General features: G+C 63.7%; 13 protein-coding genes. 1 reads left to right on the forward strand and 12 read right to left on the reverse strand.

Translation table 11 applies throughout. The features are described from left to right. Window positions 1–176: 176 nt before the first annotated feature. From NTV05_09185 to NTV05_09240, 12 genes are all read right to left on the reverse strand, one after another. Window positions 177–740, reverse strand: coding sequence for a hemerythrin domain-containing protein (locus NTV05_09185; protein MCX6544574.1), 564 nt, complete (start codon window positions 738–740; stop codon window positions 177–179). Window positions 741–828: 88 nt separating this feature from the next. Further along, entirely contained in the window at window positions 829–1,071 is a 243-nt protein-coding gene (locus NTV05_09190; GenBank protein ID MCX6544575.1) for a FeoA family protein, read from the reverse strand. Next, on the reverse strand, window positions 1,058–2,848 hold the full coding sequence (locus NTV05_09195) for a ferrous iron transporter B (protein MCX6544576.1): 1,791 nt from the start codon (window positions 2,846–2,848) through the stop codon (window positions 1,058–1,060). The genes NTV05_09190 and NTV05_09195 overlap by 14 nt, the downstream gene beginning before the upstream one ends. A 354-nt stretch (window positions 2,849–3,202) precedes the next feature. Then, window positions 3,203–5,620 carry an MtrB/PioB family outer membrane beta-barrel protein gene (locus tag NTV05_09200; protein ID MCX6544577.1) on the reverse strand — a complete coding sequence of 806 codons (2,418 nt, stop codon included), beginning with the start codon at window positions 5,618–5,620 and terminating at the stop codon, window positions 3,203–3,205. A gap of 15 nt (window positions 5,621–5,635) precedes the next feature. After that, window positions 5,636–6,592, reverse strand: coding sequence for a DmsE family decaheme c-type cytochrome (locus NTV05_09205; GenBank protein ID MCX6544578.1), 957 nt, complete (start codon window positions 6,590–6,592; stop codon window positions 5,636–5,638). 372 nt (window positions 6,593–6,964) lie between these two features. Continuing rightward, a complete protein-coding gene (locus tag NTV05_09210) occupies window positions 6,965–8,335 on the reverse strand; it encodes a NapC/NirT family cytochrome c (protein ID MCX6544579.1) in 1,371 nt (456 codons plus the stop codon). A 5-nt stretch (window positions 8,336–8,340) separates the two neighbouring features. Continuing rightward, the gene (locus NTV05_09215) at window positions 8,341–9,189 is read right to left on the reverse strand and encodes a hypothetical protein (GenBank protein MCX6544580.1); all 849 of its coding nucleotides are present in this window, start codon (window positions 9,187–9,189) and stop codon (window positions 8,341–8,343) included. Beyond that, the gene (locus NTV05_09220) at window positions 9,186–10,466 is read right to left on the reverse strand and encodes a cytochrome c3 family protein (GenBank protein ID MCX6544581.1); all 1,281 of its coding nucleotides are present in this window, start codon (window positions 10,464–10,466) and stop codon (window positions 9,186–9,188) included. Before NTV05_09220 ends, NTV05_09215 begins: the two co-directional genes overlap by 4 nt. Before the next feature lie 104 nt (window positions 10,467–10,570). Then, on the reverse strand, window positions 10,571–10,792 hold the full coding sequence (locus NTV05_09225) for a hypothetical protein (protein MCX6544582.1): 222 nt from the start codon (window positions 10,790–10,792) through the stop codon (window positions 10,571–10,573). Between the two features lie 546 nt (window positions 10,793–11,338). Continuing rightward, the gene (locus NTV05_09230) at window positions 11,339–11,584 is read right to left on the reverse strand and encodes a hypothetical protein (protein ID MCX6544583.1); all 246 of its coding nucleotides are present in this window, start codon (window positions 11,582–11,584) and stop codon (window positions 11,339–11,341) included. A 107-nt stretch (window positions 11,585–11,691) separates the two neighbouring features. After that, window positions 11,692–12,948 (reverse strand): hypothetical protein, encoded by a 1,257-nt coding sequence (locus tag NTV05_09235; GenBank protein ID MCX6544584.1) that lies wholly within the window; start codon window positions 12,946–12,948, stop codon window positions 11,692–11,694. 33 nt (window positions 12,949–12,981) lie between these two features. Next, a complete protein-coding gene (locus NTV05_09240; GenBank protein MCX6544585.1) occupies window positions 12,982–15,213 on the reverse strand; it encodes a DUF5916 domain-containing protein in 2,232 nt (743 codons plus the stop codon). 598 nt (window positions 15,214–15,811) lie between these two features. Here NTV05_09240 and NTV05_09245 point away from each other — a divergent pair. After that, window positions 15,812–16,543, forward strand: coding sequence for a radical SAM protein (locus NTV05_09245; GenBank protein ID MCX6544586.1), 732 nt, complete (start codon window positions 15,812–15,814; stop codon window positions 16,541–16,543). Window positions 16,544–16,550 lie beyond the last annotated feature (7 nt).

The raw sequence follows: 16,550 nt of genomic DNA on the forward strand, positions 1-16,550 counted from the left end.
GTGCTGCAGGTATGGGTGCTGCCGCGAATGGGCGTCCAGACTTGAATGAGCGGTGCCTGCGACGTCGAGTCTCGACGTCCCGCTTCGCCTCACCCCAGCGCCGACAAGACCGTCATGAACAAGAGAGCCGGCGGATAACGAAGGAAAGGGGGCGAGGTCCGCCCCCCTTTTCTCTCCTACTTCCAGGCGGCCACAATTCCCGGATAGTCATCGAGCATGCGCAGGAACCGTTCCTGCTCTGCACCCGCGGCAGGCCCGCCGACAGGCACGCTGAATTCGCTCATGACGCCCTGCTGTTCGGCTTCGGTCAGCAACGAATCCGCCAGCTTGTAGAAGTACCCGTCCTCAATCCGGATATGTTCCCGGATCAATTCGCAGTAGCCGAGTGCGTGCGACACGAAGTCGTCGGCGCCTGCGGGATCGCCCGCCAGCAGGCGCGACTGATCGTTCCGGAGCTTCCGGGCGTAGGCGCGCCCGGCGTCGTGCTGCGCGAGCAGCGCGTGAACGACGGTCTGGTCTCGACTCATGCCGTGGCGCGCCAGCACGGGAAACAGCGCCTGTTCCTCCCGTGCGTGGTGCCGATCGCTGAACGTCTCGAAGAAGTCGAGAACATCGGCCATCATCCGGGGGGCCACCTCACCCCGCCCGCGGAGCCGCGCGGCCATCGCTTCGAGCACCGACAGCATCAGTTTGAAGCCGCGGTGTTCTTCGATCAACACGTCAACAAACGACGTCGCCATCGGCCACCCTCACACCTGCGGAAACCCGGCACACAACGGACCCTCTGATGCCCCCATGGCAAATGCCGTGCCTGGAGGCTGGGACCGCCTATCTGGCCAGTTCGATCAGGATGGCACTGGCCACCGCCGGTTCGATGGCGACCTCGGTCTGGTCACACATGAACACGACGCCGGGAAAGGTCTGGAGCACGTGAACCGGGGCCCCGGGAGTGACGCCGAGCGCCCCGAGCCGATCGGCCCGGGCGGGGTTGTCCCGCAGGACTCGCGCGACGCGGCCCCTGTCGCCAGCCGCCAGCGAGGACAGCCGGCGCGTCGATTCAAAACGTGACATGAAGCACCCTCAGCGCCGCGTTGAGCCCGGCGCCAGTTCCAATCGCAATCACGGTAACGACCCCTAGAATGGCAAAGGCCGCCCGCGAGCCCTGTTCCTTGATCATCATGAGGAAGTTGGCGACGCACGGCACGAAGAGCGTCATCACCGTCAGCGCCACCACCGCCTGCGCGCCTGACAGCTGGCCGCTGCGGGCCATGGCGAACAAACCTGCCGCGCCGTAGTCCCGGCGCAGGAACCCCATGATGAGGACCTGCGCGGTCTTGGCAGGCAGCCCGAGGAGACCGACAACGAGCGGTTCGGCGCTCCGAATGAGGACCGCAAGCCACCCAAGCCGGCTCAGGCCAAACAGAATCACGGTGCCGACCAGAAACAGCGGCACCGCCTCGCCGAGGTACCATCGGACCCGCAGCCCGGTCTTGTAGACAACGTTGCGCATGTGGGGCCAGCGGATCGGCGGCAGCTCGAGGATGAACTCCGATCGCTCTCCGGGCAGCGCCCGCGCGGCAAGGAAACCGACCAGAAACATCTGCCCCAAGACGACGGCAAACAACGTCACGACCGCCGCGAAGGAAATCCCGCCGAGAATACCGAGGATCGTCGCGAGTTGAGCTGAACAGGGAATGCCGAGCGCGAGCAGGAGTACCGCGATCAGTCGTTCCTTCGGCGTCCCCAGGATTCTCGTCGTCATCGTCGCCATCGTGTCGCAGCCCAGTCCGAGCACCATCGGCAGGACCGCCTTTCCGTTGAGCCCCATCGCGCGGAAGATGCGGTCACTGAAGATGGCCAGACGCGGGATGTACCCGGAGTCCTCGAGGAAGCCGAACACGAAGAAGAACGTCGCCACCACGGGCAGCACGATGGCCACCGCGTAGGTCAGACCCATCGTGATCAATCCGTATTCCCCGACGAACAGGTCGCGCACGAACGCCACAGGCACGAAGCGATCGAAGAAAGCGACCGCCCCGGGATTGATGAAGGCCTGGAAGACGTGCGTCTCGATCAGGCCGACCAGCGTCTGCGCGCCGAACACGCCGACGGCCAGATACATCAGGTAGAGCACCACAGCCAGGATAGGCAGCCCAGTCAGCGGTTCGCGCACGAGTCGGCTCAGCCGTTCCTGCACGCGTCGGCCCGCTCTGGGACGCTGCCGACGAAACTCCGAGGCGAGCGCATGACCCCAGGCCGCATGATCGCGGCCCGGTTCGAAGCCTGTCGACGGCACGACGGCATCCGGCAACACCCGGCGCAGCGCGGCGACGCCTCGACCTTCTGTCGCGACCGTTTCGATGACCGGCACGCCGAGACGCCGCGCGAGCGCCTCCGAATCGACATCGATCCCGTGGCTGCGGGCTTCGTCGACCATATTGAGCGCCAGCACCAGGGGCTTGCCGTAGAGAGCCAGCTGCGACGTCAACATGAGGCCCCGACGCAGGTTGCTGGCGTCGACCACCTGGACGACGACGTCGACGCCGTCGCCAGCCACGATCCGGCGCGTCACCATCTCGTCTTCGCTGACTGCTCCCTCGAGTGCATTGACGCCCGGAGTGTCGATCAGATCGCAGACTTCGGCCCCGATCAGGGCGCGGCCGTTGGTGACGGCGACGGTCGTGCCGGGGTAGTTCGACACGATGGCGTACTGGCCCGTGAGACGGCCGAAGAGGACGCTCTTGCCGACGTTCGGATTGCCGACCAGGGCGATGCGGAGCGGGCGTGCCCGGAGCCGGAGCAGCGGCTGGGCAGCTGTCTTGGAGACAGCGGTCTGGGCACAGGACATCAGGACCTCTTCGAGCGGATCACGTCATTTCACCTCTTGCCGGGCTGGAGCCCGTCCTTCGGCGCTGCTCAGGACGCCCCGAGCAAGGTCGAGGGGCGGCGATCCCGGGTCCGAGTCCCCAATTCCGGCTCACCAATTCCGAATCCCGCTTGCCCGCCGAAGCCATCGGACATCGCGTAGGGCGAAGGCGGGAATCCGATCAGAGAACCCAGGGACCGCGAGATGTGATACTGAGACTCTGTCTCAATATTAGCCGATACGCGGCCCCGCTGGACAAAAAAAGAGACCCGGCCGCCAACGCGGGCGACCGGGTCGAGTCAGATCCTTGCGGGCGCGATCGCGCCGTCGTCAGTCCTACAGCTTCACGATGACACGGCCGAAGAACGTGCTGCCCTTGTAGGGCCGGCTACCGTAGCCGGTCGTCAATGCGCCGAGGTAATCAATCCGCGGTGTGCCGTCCGCGTTGTTAATGGCGGCATAGTCGCTGACATCGAGCTTCTCGTACCAGTACGACACGCCCAGATCCACGCGTTTGTTGACGAAGATCTTCGCGTCCGCTGTCAGCCGCTGCCATTTGTTGGTGACGTTTGGCAGAGGCTCGAAGCAGGAGGTGTACCCGGTCGCGCAGGGCTTGGTGTCGCCCGGCGTCAGGATGGCGTTGGTCAGCAGCGCCGTGATGCGCGGCCCGCCGTGGATGAACGAGTTGTTCGAATCGCTATAGGTGTAGGCGAATCGGAGATCCGCGTTCGGAATGAGTTTGAAGAGATCGAGGAACAGGTCGAAGTTCTTGACCTTCTCGTCAGTGGCCAGCGACCATTCACGGTTCGGGTCGTTCCAGCTCTCATACGCGCCGGCCACGCCGGAGAACGGGTTTGCCGTGCGCGACCGCTGCAACGAGTTGAACGTGTCCTGTCCGTAATTGGCCCCGAAAGCCACCTGGCTGTTCGGCGTCACGGTGATCCCCGCATTCGTCGAGGTGTTCTTGTTGCTGAGCAGCCCGAACGCCTGTTCCGCTTCGTCGTACTTGTCGTTGCCAGACGCGTACGATCCGGTGATATCGAGATACGCCAGCGGCGAAATAGTCAGCAGCAGCGTGCCGCGATCCCGCGTCCGGTCGGCATCGTCGTACCAGCGTGACGCCGGCTGACCGCCACCATCCGGTATGGCAGCCTCATCGAAGCCCTCGCCGACCCTGCGGCTGCGTTCGAAGATCGCCCGCACCTGTACGTACTGGTTGCCGACCGTATCGATTGACGACCGGATGGTCGTCTCGTTCAAGACCGCGAACGCCCGCGCCGAGTGCTCGTACTTCTCGTTACCCATGCCAAAGCGAATCGCGGTGAAGGGAATCGGCGTGAACGTCGCATCCACGTTCAAGCTGGTGCGGGTGGCGTTCAACGCTTCGGTCTCATACAACAGGGGGGTCGCAATCCCGCCCTCGGGCACGCCGTCGAACCGGACCGTGCTGTCCGACACGAACTGCGGCATCCGGTCCTTCCGATCGCTGTAGCGATAGCGCGCGGTCACGCCCGCCCACGGCGCCGGCCGCGAGGTGAAGTTGAACACCGCGTTGATGATGTCCATCTGCGCTTGCGCCGAACTGCGCGGGAGCGACGCGAGACCCGGGAACCAGGCGTAGGTCGCGCTGTTGGCGATCACGGGGTTAATCGTCCACGGAATGAACGCATCGTTCTGCTTCGAACTGCCGAACGACACGCTCGCGTTGAACGTGCTGTGGGCCGGCAAGTGATGGGCCACGGCCGTGGCACTCATCATATCCAGCGTGTTGCTGGGCGCCATCGCGATGCGGCCTCTGGCTGGCCCGTTGCCGTTGCTGTAGGCGCTCGGGTCCCAGGGGCCGTTGACCCCGTCAATCGCCTGGCCGTCGTTCCAGTCGGTCGCACGGATCGGGTTGTCCCAGGTGACCGACGCGATGTTCTGCGTGAACACCGAGCGGTCGTAGGCGAGACGCACCATGCCGTGGGCACCGCCCCAGGAGACGCCGAACCCGTAGTCGTTGGTCCGGTTGTCCAGGCTCATTGGGAGTTCGTTCGCATTGTTGAAGGCGAACGACATGCCGTACGGCTGGTTGCCGCTCTTCTTGGCGCTCTGGAACGTGACGTCGACGTCGACATCTTTCGCCGCCGCGATGCCCACACCAAAGCCGAAGGTGTCGCGTTGCGCCGTGATGTCGAACGGCTTCGCCAGGTTCCGGTAGATCGACGGATAGCCGAGCACCGCCGCTGCCGTGCTGACGTTGCAGGTCGCGGTAGCCGCCAGGCCTGGCGCGCACAGCACGCCAGTTGCGGTCTTGGCTTCAACCGCGGCCCGGGCCGCCGCGTCGAGGGTCCACACGCCCTTGGATGACTCGACCCACGGGGTCCTGGTCATCCCGTCGAGACCGTAGTTGAGCGGCAACTGATCAAAGAACGCCGTCACGTTCACCATCTTGTTGACGAAGCTGGCGTTGATGTTCTCGTCTTTGTAGCCCAGATTCGAGCCGTTCAGGCTGAACTCGTGGGTGCTGGTCTGCTTGCCGAGCGCGAGGTTGATATTCGCACCGTTACGCAGATCCTGATACCGCATGAAGCGGGCCTTGTCGCCGGTCACCGAAATGCCACGGACGCCGAAATCAATGGTTCCGAGCGACACCGTGTCTTCCGTTGTTGCCGGCGCCGCCGGCGGGGTCTTCTTCTGCTCTGTCTGGGCCATCGCAAGGGTTGCGGAGGCCAGCAAGAGCGCCGCAGTCACTGTCATCACTCTGTTGCGCATTGCATTCCTCCTTCGTTACCGCAAGAACGCCTTGCCGGTTGGCGCGTTGGATCCATGAAGCATCTGGTGACACGCCGCGCAGGCACGTCCGTAGATCTTGTTGGCGTTGCCGGACGTCTTGAGCGTGAGGTTGTCATAGATCGTTGGAGGATGGCGCGAGGTGACGTGGCAGCGCTGGCAGAGGAACGGCTGCTTGGCCACCAGCATGCGGTCGTTGTTCGTGCCGTGCGGATCGTGGCAGGTCGTGCAGTTCTCCACGACCGGCATGTGCTCCCACAGGAACGGGCCGCGCTTCTCGGAGTGGCAGCTCGTGCAGGCCTCGTTGACCGTCGTGCCGGTCTTGAGCAGCTTGACGTTGGCGCTGCCGTGCACGTTGTGGCACGACGAGCAGCTCAGCTTGCCTTCGCGAACCGGCATGTGGTTGAAGCGGTTCTGCTTGTTGGTGATGTTCTTGTGGCAGTTCCCGCAAAGCGCAATCTCGGTTGCCGCCTTCAACTGCTTGGGCCCTTTGGCCGCGTGCACACTGTGACAGCTCGTGCAGCCCACATTGCGCTGATCGTGCTGGCTGCCGCCCCACAGGGCGTGCTTGGTCCGGTCGTGGCAGGTCGTGCAGATTTCACTTGCCCGCTGCCCCGACAGCTTGCCAATCGCGATGATCTTCGTCGTATCACCACCCGCGGCGGCATGTTCCTTCCCGGCGCCGTGGCAGCTCTCGCAGCCCTGGGCCGAGATCGGCGACTTCGGATTGAAAACGCGGGCATGGGGGCCGTCCTTCAACGCGCTTCCCTTGTCCTCGTGGCAACCCAGGCAGGTGTCCTTGCCGGCAAACTCGCCGGTCGCGTGCGCGGCCGGCGCTTTGGCGGCCGCCTGCGGCGACGTCGCGGCCGAGGCCGTCCCCGGTGTCGCCAGCCAGGCCACCACGAACCCGGCTAGCACAACCCCGCGGATGAGGGTCTTGCAGAGAGAATGCATAGCGTGCTCCTTAAGGAAGTGAACCGAACGAGGTCTCCCGTCAGCCATCGCTCCCCCGCTTCAGATGGTCACGCCATCGCCAGTCTGGCGCGATTCCGGGAGACTGCGGCTTGATCGAAATTAGGGGGCAACCGACAGCCATTAGTCGAGACCCGATTGCAAAGATGCAACAATGATGCCGAATATGAAAGGGGGATTATCTAGACGTTTCGTGAATCAACGTTCAAATAATCAATGAATATTCACTCATACACCTTCGAGCCGCCGCGCTGCTTACGATTCAACGTCATCGCCGGCGGATTCTCGGCGAACGAGCGGCAAGGCGGTCCAATCATTTGGATTGAAACCGCCGCCGACTGACCCTCTGGGGGGCTACGAGAGCTGAGTGTGGCAGAGTGAACAATCCTGAGGTATCGCCTTGCCGGACTTCGACTTGTGGCTATCGTCGTGACACCGGAAACACCCCGGGAACGCCGCGTGTCCGATGTTGTTCGCGTACGATCCCCAGCCCACTTTCATGGTCGGAAAGATGTTCCGCTGGTAGAGGGATTGGACCGTCGCGGTCGCCTGCTGGACAGCCGATTTCGGCGCAGCCGGATAGCTCTCCCGGTAGAACTTGTCGATCGCCGACGCCATGCCGGGCAGCGCCGCACCCGACGTCGGATAGCTGGCCGTCAAGGCCTTCACGGCTTCGCGCCGGATGAAGGGAAGACTCCGATCGATCGCGCCGTCGGCGATGGCGTCATCCACGGCCCGCTCGGCTGACAACGCGAACGTGTGCGAGGGGCGATTGTGGCAATCGACGCAGTCGAGGGTCCGCAGTTCGCCGGCGGGCGGGGTGTCTCCGGCCACACCGTCCGACCGAAACACTGAGACGTTTCCCCGGCCGTCGTCGAGCTTGACGTACGGGATCACCTGTCGCTTCTCGTCGCTGGCAACGTACTGGATCGTGTTCATCGCGCCGACGTGCCAGTGGATTCCGGAAGCGGTGTTCTTGGCGACGCTGACGCCGCCGATGTGCAGCTGCAGCGTCGTCACCGACTCGGTACTGGCCTGGTCGTTGGCGTACTCGCGAATCGTCTTGATCTTGTCGCCGTGGAACTTCTCCGGCCAGTGGCACTGCTCGCAGCTGTCGCGGGCGGGCCGGAGATTGGTGACGGGTGAGGGAATCGGCCGCGAGTGCGTATTGAACGTCACGGCGTAGACCTGCCGCAAACCCGAGAGCTTCGCCTGGACGAACCATGGCGCCCCGGGACCGATATGACACTGGATGCAGGCGACACGCGAATGGGGCCCCGCCTGGTAGCCGGCGAATTCGGGCTGCATCACCTCGTGGCACAACTGTCCGCAGAACTGGACCGAGTCCATGTACTCGATGCCACGGTACGCGGCCACCGACACGATCAGGACGTTGGCGACTGTGCACGCCAGCACGATCGCGCCGACCCGGCGCTGGTACGGGTCGTTGAAGTCGATGCGCGGCCAGCTCGGCATCCATGACGCCCTGCCTTCAGACCGGCGGCGATGCTCCAGCCACATGCCAATCGGAATCAGGATCAGGCCGAGGATGAAGAAGGTCGGCAGAATCAGGAAGAACAGCAGGCCCATGTAGGGATTGCTATGGAATCCGAAGACGTCGAGCGCAAAGAACGTCAGGAACAGCAGCGCACTCGACGTGGTCAGCGCCACGCCGAAGATCGTGATCGCATTGCGGAGCAGTGAAAACCGGGAGCGCGTCGCCATCGTGCCTACTTTGTCAGAAGCGCAAACAGAATCAATCCGACCATGATCAAGCCGAACGTGACGGCCACGGCTCCGACCGATCGGCCAAGGGTATAGATCCACTGTGGCGCCGCCGCCGACGCCAGCTCGTCAATGCGCCCGCTGATGACGAGACGTTCGTATTCGTCCTGGCGCTCTTCGAGCATCTCGTTGACGGTCACCCGCCCCGTGAAGATCACGGAATCCATCGGGAACTTCTCCGGCCGGAGATGACCATTGAAGAAGTGAATCGTAAAGATGAAGCCCACCGCCAGCAGCGCTTCCTCGCCGTGGACGACCATCGCGATATTGAACAACCACCCCGGCAGCACGTGCGCAAACGTCTCGGGGAACCACAACACGAGACCCGACCCGCCAATGATCCCCATGCCCCAGAACACGGCCCAGTAGTCGAACTTTTCCCAGTAGGTGAAATGGTCGAATCGCGGCTGCCTTCCGAGCCCGACAAACCACCGGAGGTGGGCGATCAGTTCGAAGAAGTCGCGCGGCTGCGGCACCATCGACGCCGGGCCCCACAGCATCGCCAGGTCCTTCCGGATGAACAGGCGCTGGGCGATGCGGCTGAGATGGATCACAAACACGGTAATCATCATCATCGCGCAGAAGCGGTGGATGTTGCCCGCGGCGCTGAACCCGCCGAAGATCCGGGCCAGACTCGCCGCCCAGGTCTCGTGGCTGAACAGCAGCGGCATGCCGGTAAACGCCAGCCCCAGGAAGCTGAACATCAGGAAGCCGTGCAGCAGGCGATCAGTTCGCTCAAATCGCCGGTAGTGCGTCACCGTCATCGGCGCGTTCGCAGGTGTGCTGCCGCTCATCGCCCGTCCTCCGTGGAGTCGTCCTTGCCCTGTCCGCGGAGCCTCGCCGCCGCCTTCAGCTGCATCCCCCGGCCAAGCCACAACAAGGTATGAATGCCGAAGAAGGCGAACACCCCCAGCAGCAGCATCTTCATGAACTGCGACGTGTAGAACAACAGCGGATTGCGCGCACGATTCGACGAGTCGCCGTGCGGGTCGTACTGCGCAAAACTCTCGGTCGCGCCGGCATGACACTTCTTGCAGGTGTTGACCCGGTTGGCATCGTTGACCATGGACCGCTTGTCCGCCTTCGGCACGATCGTGTGGGAGCCGTGGCAATCGGCGCAGGAGGCGACTCGCGAGTAGCCAAGGGCGGTCACCTGCCCGTGGAAGGTGTCACGATAGGTCTTGATCGACTCCTCGTGACACGTGCCGCATTCCTTGATCACCGCGACCTTCCACCCCTCGACGTCGGCTCGCGAGATCTCGTGCGCGGTGTGGCAGCTCGAACAGACCGGTGCCAGCGGACTTCCCTTCGCCACCTGCACCCCATGAATGCTCGTCCAGTAGTCCCGCACAATCCCTTCATGGCACTTGCCGCACGTCAACGGCACGGTCCGCCGGTACACGCTGCTGGCCGCATCGCTCTTCCGGCGGATATCGTGGCTTCCGTGACAGTCCGAACAGGTCGGCGCGACCGTCAGCCCGCTGCGCGTCAGCGCCCTGCCGTGGATGCTGTCCCTGAACAACTCCACCACATTGCCAATCTGGATGTTGCCGCGCTTGATGATCGCTTCGTCGCCGTGGCACCGGCCGCACGTGTCGAGCAGCTTCGAATGGTGGGTCCGCGATTCCGGATCGGTCGACGGCTTGATGTCGTGGGTGCCATGACAATCGATGCACGTCGCCGCCGTCAGGTTCTTCCCCGATCGCCTCGCCTGCGCATGGACACTGGTTTCGTACGCCGCGACGGCCTTGTCGTGGCAACCGGCGCACCGGACTGGCTTCAGCTTCTCGGCGTGCGGAAACTCCGCGCTCCTGGCGAGGTCCGCGTGACAATCCACACACGCGACACCGCCGGACCCGTGGATGGATGCGGCGAACTCCGTCGCCTTTACGAACACCGATCTTCCGTTGGCACCGACAGCGGAGGCATCGCCGTGACACGCCAGACAGTCGTCGTTGGCAGGAGGTTTCGGCGCCGCGGTGGCCCGGGCCGCTTGATCAGCCGCGGCTGCGCCCGCCGACCCGACAATCACTGTGATGCAGACCAGCAGTCGTATGAGTGCACGCGTCATAGTTGCCTGACCGGCGCGACTGGCTCCCCGGCGGCCACGCGCGACGTCGATGAAGAATAATGAGATGATCCTGAATGAAACAAGAGAGCGAGCCCGGAGGCCGCTCACGGCCGGTGTTCGCGTTCGCGCGGCGGCTTCTCCACCCGCGCATTCCGCGATTCCCACTTCGGACATTCCTCGCAGCGATCCAACGCCGTCGACACGTCGCGTTTGTGCTCAACCAGGCAGGCCCACTGCGCCATCCAAGCATCCATCCACATGGGTGCCGGCATGGCAGGACGGAACTCGCTCCACCGGCACGTCCACGGCATGCGCTCGGTCTTCACCTGAACTCCTTCACGCCGCCCGAGTGCTTCGACTCGCCATGGCGGCTGCGTGTCCTCGTCGGCCACTCGGTCAAGGTTCTCGCTCAGCACTCGGTCCTGAGGGAAGAAGTTCGGCGCCGAACGTATGAATCGAAGGACTGAGGGAGACACCCACCCCGGCTCACCACCCACCTGCCGGGGTCCGATTCTATCTTGAACAACCCATCCGCCGCTCAGAAGACTCGCCCTGTGGAAAAAGAGTCTGGAAGGAAGATGTAAAGAGGATAGTCACGATCGACCGTTTTATGGGCTGGTCGACCGCGGTGGGTATGAGAGGAATCCTATGCGCGGGCCTCCCGAGCGACGTGTGGGTTGTCTTCACAGCCTCGTTACCTACACCACGGGCCAAGACCCGCGGTAATTTGATCCATACGGTCAATTGAACTGCAAAACTGATACCAACTAGTGAATCGGCCGATTTGCCCGATTCCCAGCCGCTTGCTAGCGCCGCCCCGTCAGAATCTGGCCGTACTGGTCAGGTCCCCGACGGAATCCCGGTAGGTCCCCCTACCTGCCATTCGCCTTCTTCATGAAGAGGCGGAACTGGGAACCTTGTTGGATCTGGTCGGCGAGGAAGCAAATCTCACCGCACTGGACCGAGAAGTGATAACCCAGTTCGGCCTCTCGCGACGTCACGTCCACCCAGTCGTCTTCGAGCCCGACGATGGCGTTGACTGCGGCGGCCAGCTGATCGGGCGCCGAACCCGGGAAGCGCTTCTGGAGAACCGTCAGTACTTTCTCACGATCAATCATGCAGGTATCCGTCACCTGCAGTCGCTCAACGCAAGCTCGATGCCAAGTCGCGGCCGTGGTGCCAGTACGTCCAGATCATTGAGATGATGTTGCGCCGGGCCTCACATTCACGACGAGCGATGTGCCGTTGTTCCGCCGCTCACGCCGGAATCTCGTCGTCGCGGCCGACGTCTCCACGCGAAGAGCGGTGCGGCCACGACCCTTGCGGTCCGCCGGTACGCCTCGTACACCCAGAATCCCGTGTTCCGTGGCGCCAGCATGGCCGCATCGTCCGGATTCACGACGAGGCTGACCTCGATGTTGGGAGCCGCTCCAATGGGAATCCAGTTTCGCCGGCACGCTTCGTACACGCGCTCCATCACGCGACGCATGTCGTCGAACGAAGGAGGCGGCCAGTCCTGCATGTCGGCCCCGAGCGTCGGGCGAAACACGCAGACCGTCGGGAACGCGCCCATATCGGCGATGAAATCGATGGCCTTGAAGGTGTTCTCGATGGGCTCGAGACCCGCGATGATCTCGCCCGACACCGCGCCGCGCGGCATACGTTTGGCACAATGAGCCATCGCGTCGAAGAACAGCTTCTGCCCGAGCATTTTCTCCTTGCCGGGGCAGATCTCTCCAAACCACTTGGCGTCCCAGAACTCGACGCAGAACGAGAGATGATCGACGCCCAGATCAATCAGCCGGTCGTAGCGGGCGAAATCGCGTTCGGGTGCGAGTTGGACGCCGACCAGCATGCCGACGTCGTTCTTGATCGCTGTGATGTACGGCTCCGTGAACTCAATTCCTCTGGTGCCCTGGAAACCTCCGTTGAAGTGCACGAACGACACGTTCGACTCGTCGCGCGCCGCGCGGCACGTCTCGACCACGTCGCCGACGGCCTTGTCGGCCGCCTCGCTCTCGCCCACGTTCTGGCCTGTCGTGCAGAACCGGCAGTTGAGCGGCGGATTGTAGTTCCAGAACGTGCAGACCATGTTGACGTAGATGCCGAGGTAGGTCCCCTGCAGCACGCCAATGTGGTTCATCGGGATCGACCGCGACGTCTCGCGCGAGTACCACTCAGGTTCGCGGGGGATCCGAATCGGGTAGCAGTCGCCGGTGTCGTCGTTGGTCAACTGGTAACCGCCCGCGGGCGAACCGCCCAGTACATAGGGCGACGCCTTCGCGAACGATTCCACGACCGGCACATTGGCCCAGACCTCTGGCTTCAGCCATGTTCGCGTCGGGATGATGATCTCAAGACCCGAGCCTAGACCGGCGCGCGTGCGGGAGATGCCGCGGGCGCCCTCGAGCGAGACATCGTCGGGGATGCGCATCCCACGGCAGAACAGGTCGATTTCGAGCTCGCAGGCGTTGAGCGGCATGATGGTCCCATTATCTACCAGGATTCGACGCGCTCAGTACCGCAACAGATAACTCATCTTCACGAACACCTGCCGCCCGACCGATGTCAAAGGCGCATCGCCTCGGGTCACCGGGCGCTGCACCAGACCCGGGGCGAGCCAGTTCTCGTAGGCGTCGGTGTACCCCACATACACCGCCGTCCAGGGATTGACGAGGTACGTGAACAGCAGGTCGACGTTGAACCGCCGTTCGTGCTCAAGATCCACGAGGAGGGGGTTGGGGCGCACCACTTCGTAGTCGACGATCGCACGGGCCGACAACGCCCGCGTGAACTGGTAATTCAACCGGCTGCGCACGATGTGATCCGAGAAGATGTCGCCGGTCGTCGGCGCTGTGCAGCCGCAGCCGGACGCGTCGCCTCGCGTCGCCAGCTTGGAATAGAGGTACGTCTGATCCAGCCGCAACTGGGACGACGGCTTCAGCGTGACGCCAATCTCGGCGCTCTGCTCCCGACCCAGGAACGGTTGGAACCCCGCTGCCGGGTAGTAGTTGATGGCTGTGCCGAACGAGTACTCGCCGTTCAGGTTGAGCCACGACATCCACTGGGTGGAAACGTGCGTGAAGAAGGAATGGCGGCGGAAGTCTACGCCCTCGAACCGCTCGAAGGCCTGGTTCAATCCGGCAAACAGTTCCGTCTGGCCGGGCAACTCCAGTTCGAAGCCGGGGTCGATGAGCCAGTCCTGGAGCTGACCGGCGTGATCCCACACGGCGCTGGCCTCGAGACTGGTGCCCACCCGAAGCACGCGGCTGTCCTTCGGGTGCCAGGTGTAGCCGATCTCCTGTTCCAGTTCACGCATGTCGACGCGCGGAATGTACCCCAGGTCGGACCTGAACTCCGGGCTGCGCGCGGTGTACTTCGTGCTGAACTCGAAGCTCCGTCCTCCGCGCTGCAGTTCCGCAAAGACAGTAGAGCCGCTGGCCGCCACGCCCTGCGCGTCGGTCGTCCGGCTGCCGACCCATTGCCCGGTCAACGACCAGTTGTCGTCAATCTTCCAGCGTCCGTCCACGCCGAACACCCGGTTGGAAGCCGAAGCGAATTCGCGGTCCGTAAAGATGGCGCCAAGCGACGATTGCCGGGCGAATTCGCGCTGGACACGGAACACCCCGGCGGCCGTCTGGCGATCGTGCCCCGGCAGCCCCGCGTCGATGGCGTGCCCAGGCCGTTGATCATTGACCACCAGCCCGGCAAACGCCCACCCGGCGATCTTGCCCGTGACCCGTGCCCCGACGCCTGGGTCGGCGATCCGCCTCGAGAAGAACAGCTCTTGCGGCGTCTGGAAGTAGTTGGCGTTTTCGATGAAGAACGGGCGCTTCTCCGGAAAGAACACTTCGAACCGCTGGTTGACCGTCACTTGGGGTTCGTCCGACTCGATCTGACTGAAGTCGGGCTTGACCGTCAGGTCGACCGTCACAGCGTCCTTGACGACGGCCTTCGCGTCCAACCCCACGCGCCCGGTCGTCTCGGTCACGCGGTTGCCAGCATCTTCGAGTATCCGTGCCGAAGCAAAGCTCCCGTACGGGATGGCCTGGAGATTGCGCCCGCGAGACACACCCTCGATGCCGCTCATCACGGCCATCTGCTGGCCGAACCCGGCGATGCGGCGCGTCACGTACGGCCAGAAGGCGGTCTCGTTGGTGCGCGTAATGATCCGGCCGAGCGCGAAACCCCACGTCTGCGCGTGGGCATTGCTGAATCGGAGGCTCTTGAACGGTACCGCCATCAGCACGGCGTAACCATCCTTGGTCAGCCGCCCCTCGGACTTCCACAGCGTGTCGTAACTGTAGTCGTCGTCCTGCCCTTCGCCGGTGACGCCATCCAGCTGAATCCCAAGCGGATTGGCCAGGAACAAGTACTCACGGCGGCCGTCGTTGTAGGTGTCTAGGATCAGGCCGACCGTGTCGTCCCCCGTGATCGCTTCACGTTTTGTCAGGTTCGCGCGCACCTTGCCGGGCTCGTCGTGGCAGATGAAGACGACGTAGAAATACTGCGAGTCGTACGAGACATAGGCCTCGGTCGGTTGTGACACTGGCACGCCGTCACCGGGCTCGCGCTGCTGGAATCCGGTGACCTTGAACCCCGGCGGGGTCACGCTGCCATCGAGATACCTGTCGAGCACAGGCGGTTCGCTGACGCGTGGAATCTGGAGCGCAGGACGCTCTGCCGCGATCGCGGTCCCGCAGACAAGGATCGTGGCGCCTGCGAGACGAACGAGGTGTGCGGCCATCCTGCGTATCGACGCCGCTGCTGGGATTCGGAGCACGACCGGGGAGGCCATCCTGCGTATCGACGCCGCTGTTGGGATCCGAAGTAGTAAGAATCGACGCATGCGAGGGTTGTCCAATCGGGGGCGAATGTGATGACCGAATCGAGCCGGGAGGGCATCTACTGGAATGACGGACGAATTTTACCAGATGTTCCCACAGTCTGTATCTCGACAAGGCCGCCCTGGACGCACTGCGTTTGACCTGATCGTGCCATAATGGAGGAGGTTCCCCTATCGGAGGACCAGCTCCACCCCGTCCTGCAAGCGGCAGACGGATTCCCCGCACGGTTCCGGGTGCGCCGGCGGCGCGTGTCGGCAGACCCCGGACGGTCGGAGGTTCCCTTGAAGAAGTCAAAGCCCCAGTCGCCGTCCATCGGCGCGCCGCGCCCGGCTCCGCGCACGGTACCGGCACCCAGAACCCGCTCCGCCAGACCGGCGGCGGCGCCCGTCATCAAGCGGAACGGATCGAACTCGGCGCTGATGGCCCTCCACGAGAGCAGTCAAATCGCGGCGTCTCGGGCGGTCGCTTGGCGTCAATCTGACGCCGGCCCATGTCAAGCTGTGCTCGTTCAACTGCGCCTACTGCCAGTACGGCTGGTCGGAGATGGCCCGTACATCAACCCAGTCGGCCCTCGCGAACTGGCCGACCTCGTCGGTGGTCGCCAAGGCTGTCGCCGGAGCCCTGCGGGCGTGTGCGGCGCACGGCGATCGGATCGACCGCATTACGCTGGCGGGACACGGCGAACCGACCATGCACCCGGAATTTAAGCAAGTGGTTGCGGCACTGCGGAAGATTCGGCACGACCTCGCACCGAAAGTCCCGCTGGCGATCCTGTCAAATTCCAGCACGCTGGACCGCCAGGACGTTCGACAGGCCCTCGCCGATCTGGACGAGCGCTACATGAAGCTCGACGCGGGCGACGCCGCGACGCTGCGGAAGATCAACGGCACGCCGGTGCCGTTTGATCAGATCCTCGACGGTCTCTGCAAGATGAAGGACATCGTCATCCAGGGCATGTTCGTCAAGGACCGTTCCGGTCGTCTCGACAACACGAGCGATCTGGCCGTCATCAACTGGGTTGTGGCGCTCCAGCGGATCAAGCCGCGAGCCGTCCACGTCTACACCCTGGATCGGGCACCCGCCTTTCCGTACCTGCAAGCCGTCCCTGCGGCCCGGCTGAAGGAGATTGTCCAGCGGGTTCGCCTGGCGGGATTGACGTGCGAGGTGTTCGGGATTCCAGATGTGATCGCGCCGGCGGGCGATCCCGCGCGAGCCGCGGAGCGGGCGTAGATCGTCT

It is taken from the genome of Acidobacteriota bacterium (genome assembly GCA_026393755.1).
In the GTDB taxonomy this organism is placed as follows: Bacteria; Acidobacteriota; Vicinamibacteria; order Vicinamibacterales; family JAKQTR01; genus JBAXOX01.

Coding starts and splice junctions, on each gene's coding strand:
- NTV05_09185 (MCX6544574.1), bottom strand. CDS start 740: ATGGCGACGTCGTTTGTTGACGTGTTGATCGAAGAACACCGCGGCTTC.
- NTV05_09190 (MCX6544575.1), bottom strand. CDS start 1,071: ATGTCACGTTTTGAATCGACGCGCCGGCTGTCCTCGCTGGCGGCTGGC.
- NTV05_09195 (MCX6544576.1), bottom strand. CDS start 2,848: ATGTCCTGTGCCCAGACCGCTGTCTCCAAGACAGCTGCCCAGCCGCTG.
- NTV05_09200 (MCX6544577.1), bottom strand. CDS start 5,620: ATGCGCAACAGAGTGATGACAGTGACTGCGGCGCTCTTGCTGGCCTCC.
- NTV05_09205 (MCX6544578.1), bottom strand. CDS start 6,592: ATGCATTCTCTCTGCAAGACCCTCATCCGCGGGGTTGTGCTAGCCGGG.
- NTV05_09210 (MCX6544579.1), bottom strand. CDS start 8,335: ATGGCGACGCGCTCCCGGTTTTCACTGCTCCGCAATGCGATCACGATC.
- NTV05_09215 (MCX6544580.1), bottom strand. CDS start 9,189: ATGAGCGGCAGCACACCTGCGAACGCGCCGATGACGGTGACGCACTAC.
- NTV05_09220 (MCX6544581.1), bottom strand. CDS start 10,466: ATGACGCGTGCACTCATACGACTGCTGGTCTGCATCACAGTGATTGTC.
- NTV05_09230 (MCX6544583.1), bottom strand. CDS start 11,584: ATGATTGATCGTGAGAAAGTACTGACGGTTCTCCAGAAGCGCTTCCCG.
- NTV05_09235 (MCX6544584.1), bottom strand. CDS start 12,948: ATGCCGCTCAACGCCTGCGAGCTCGAAATCGACCTGTTCTGCCGTGGG.
- NTV05_09240 (MCX6544585.1), bottom strand. CDS start 15,213: ATGGCCGCACACCTCGTTCGTCTCGCAGGCGCCACGATCCTTGTCTGC.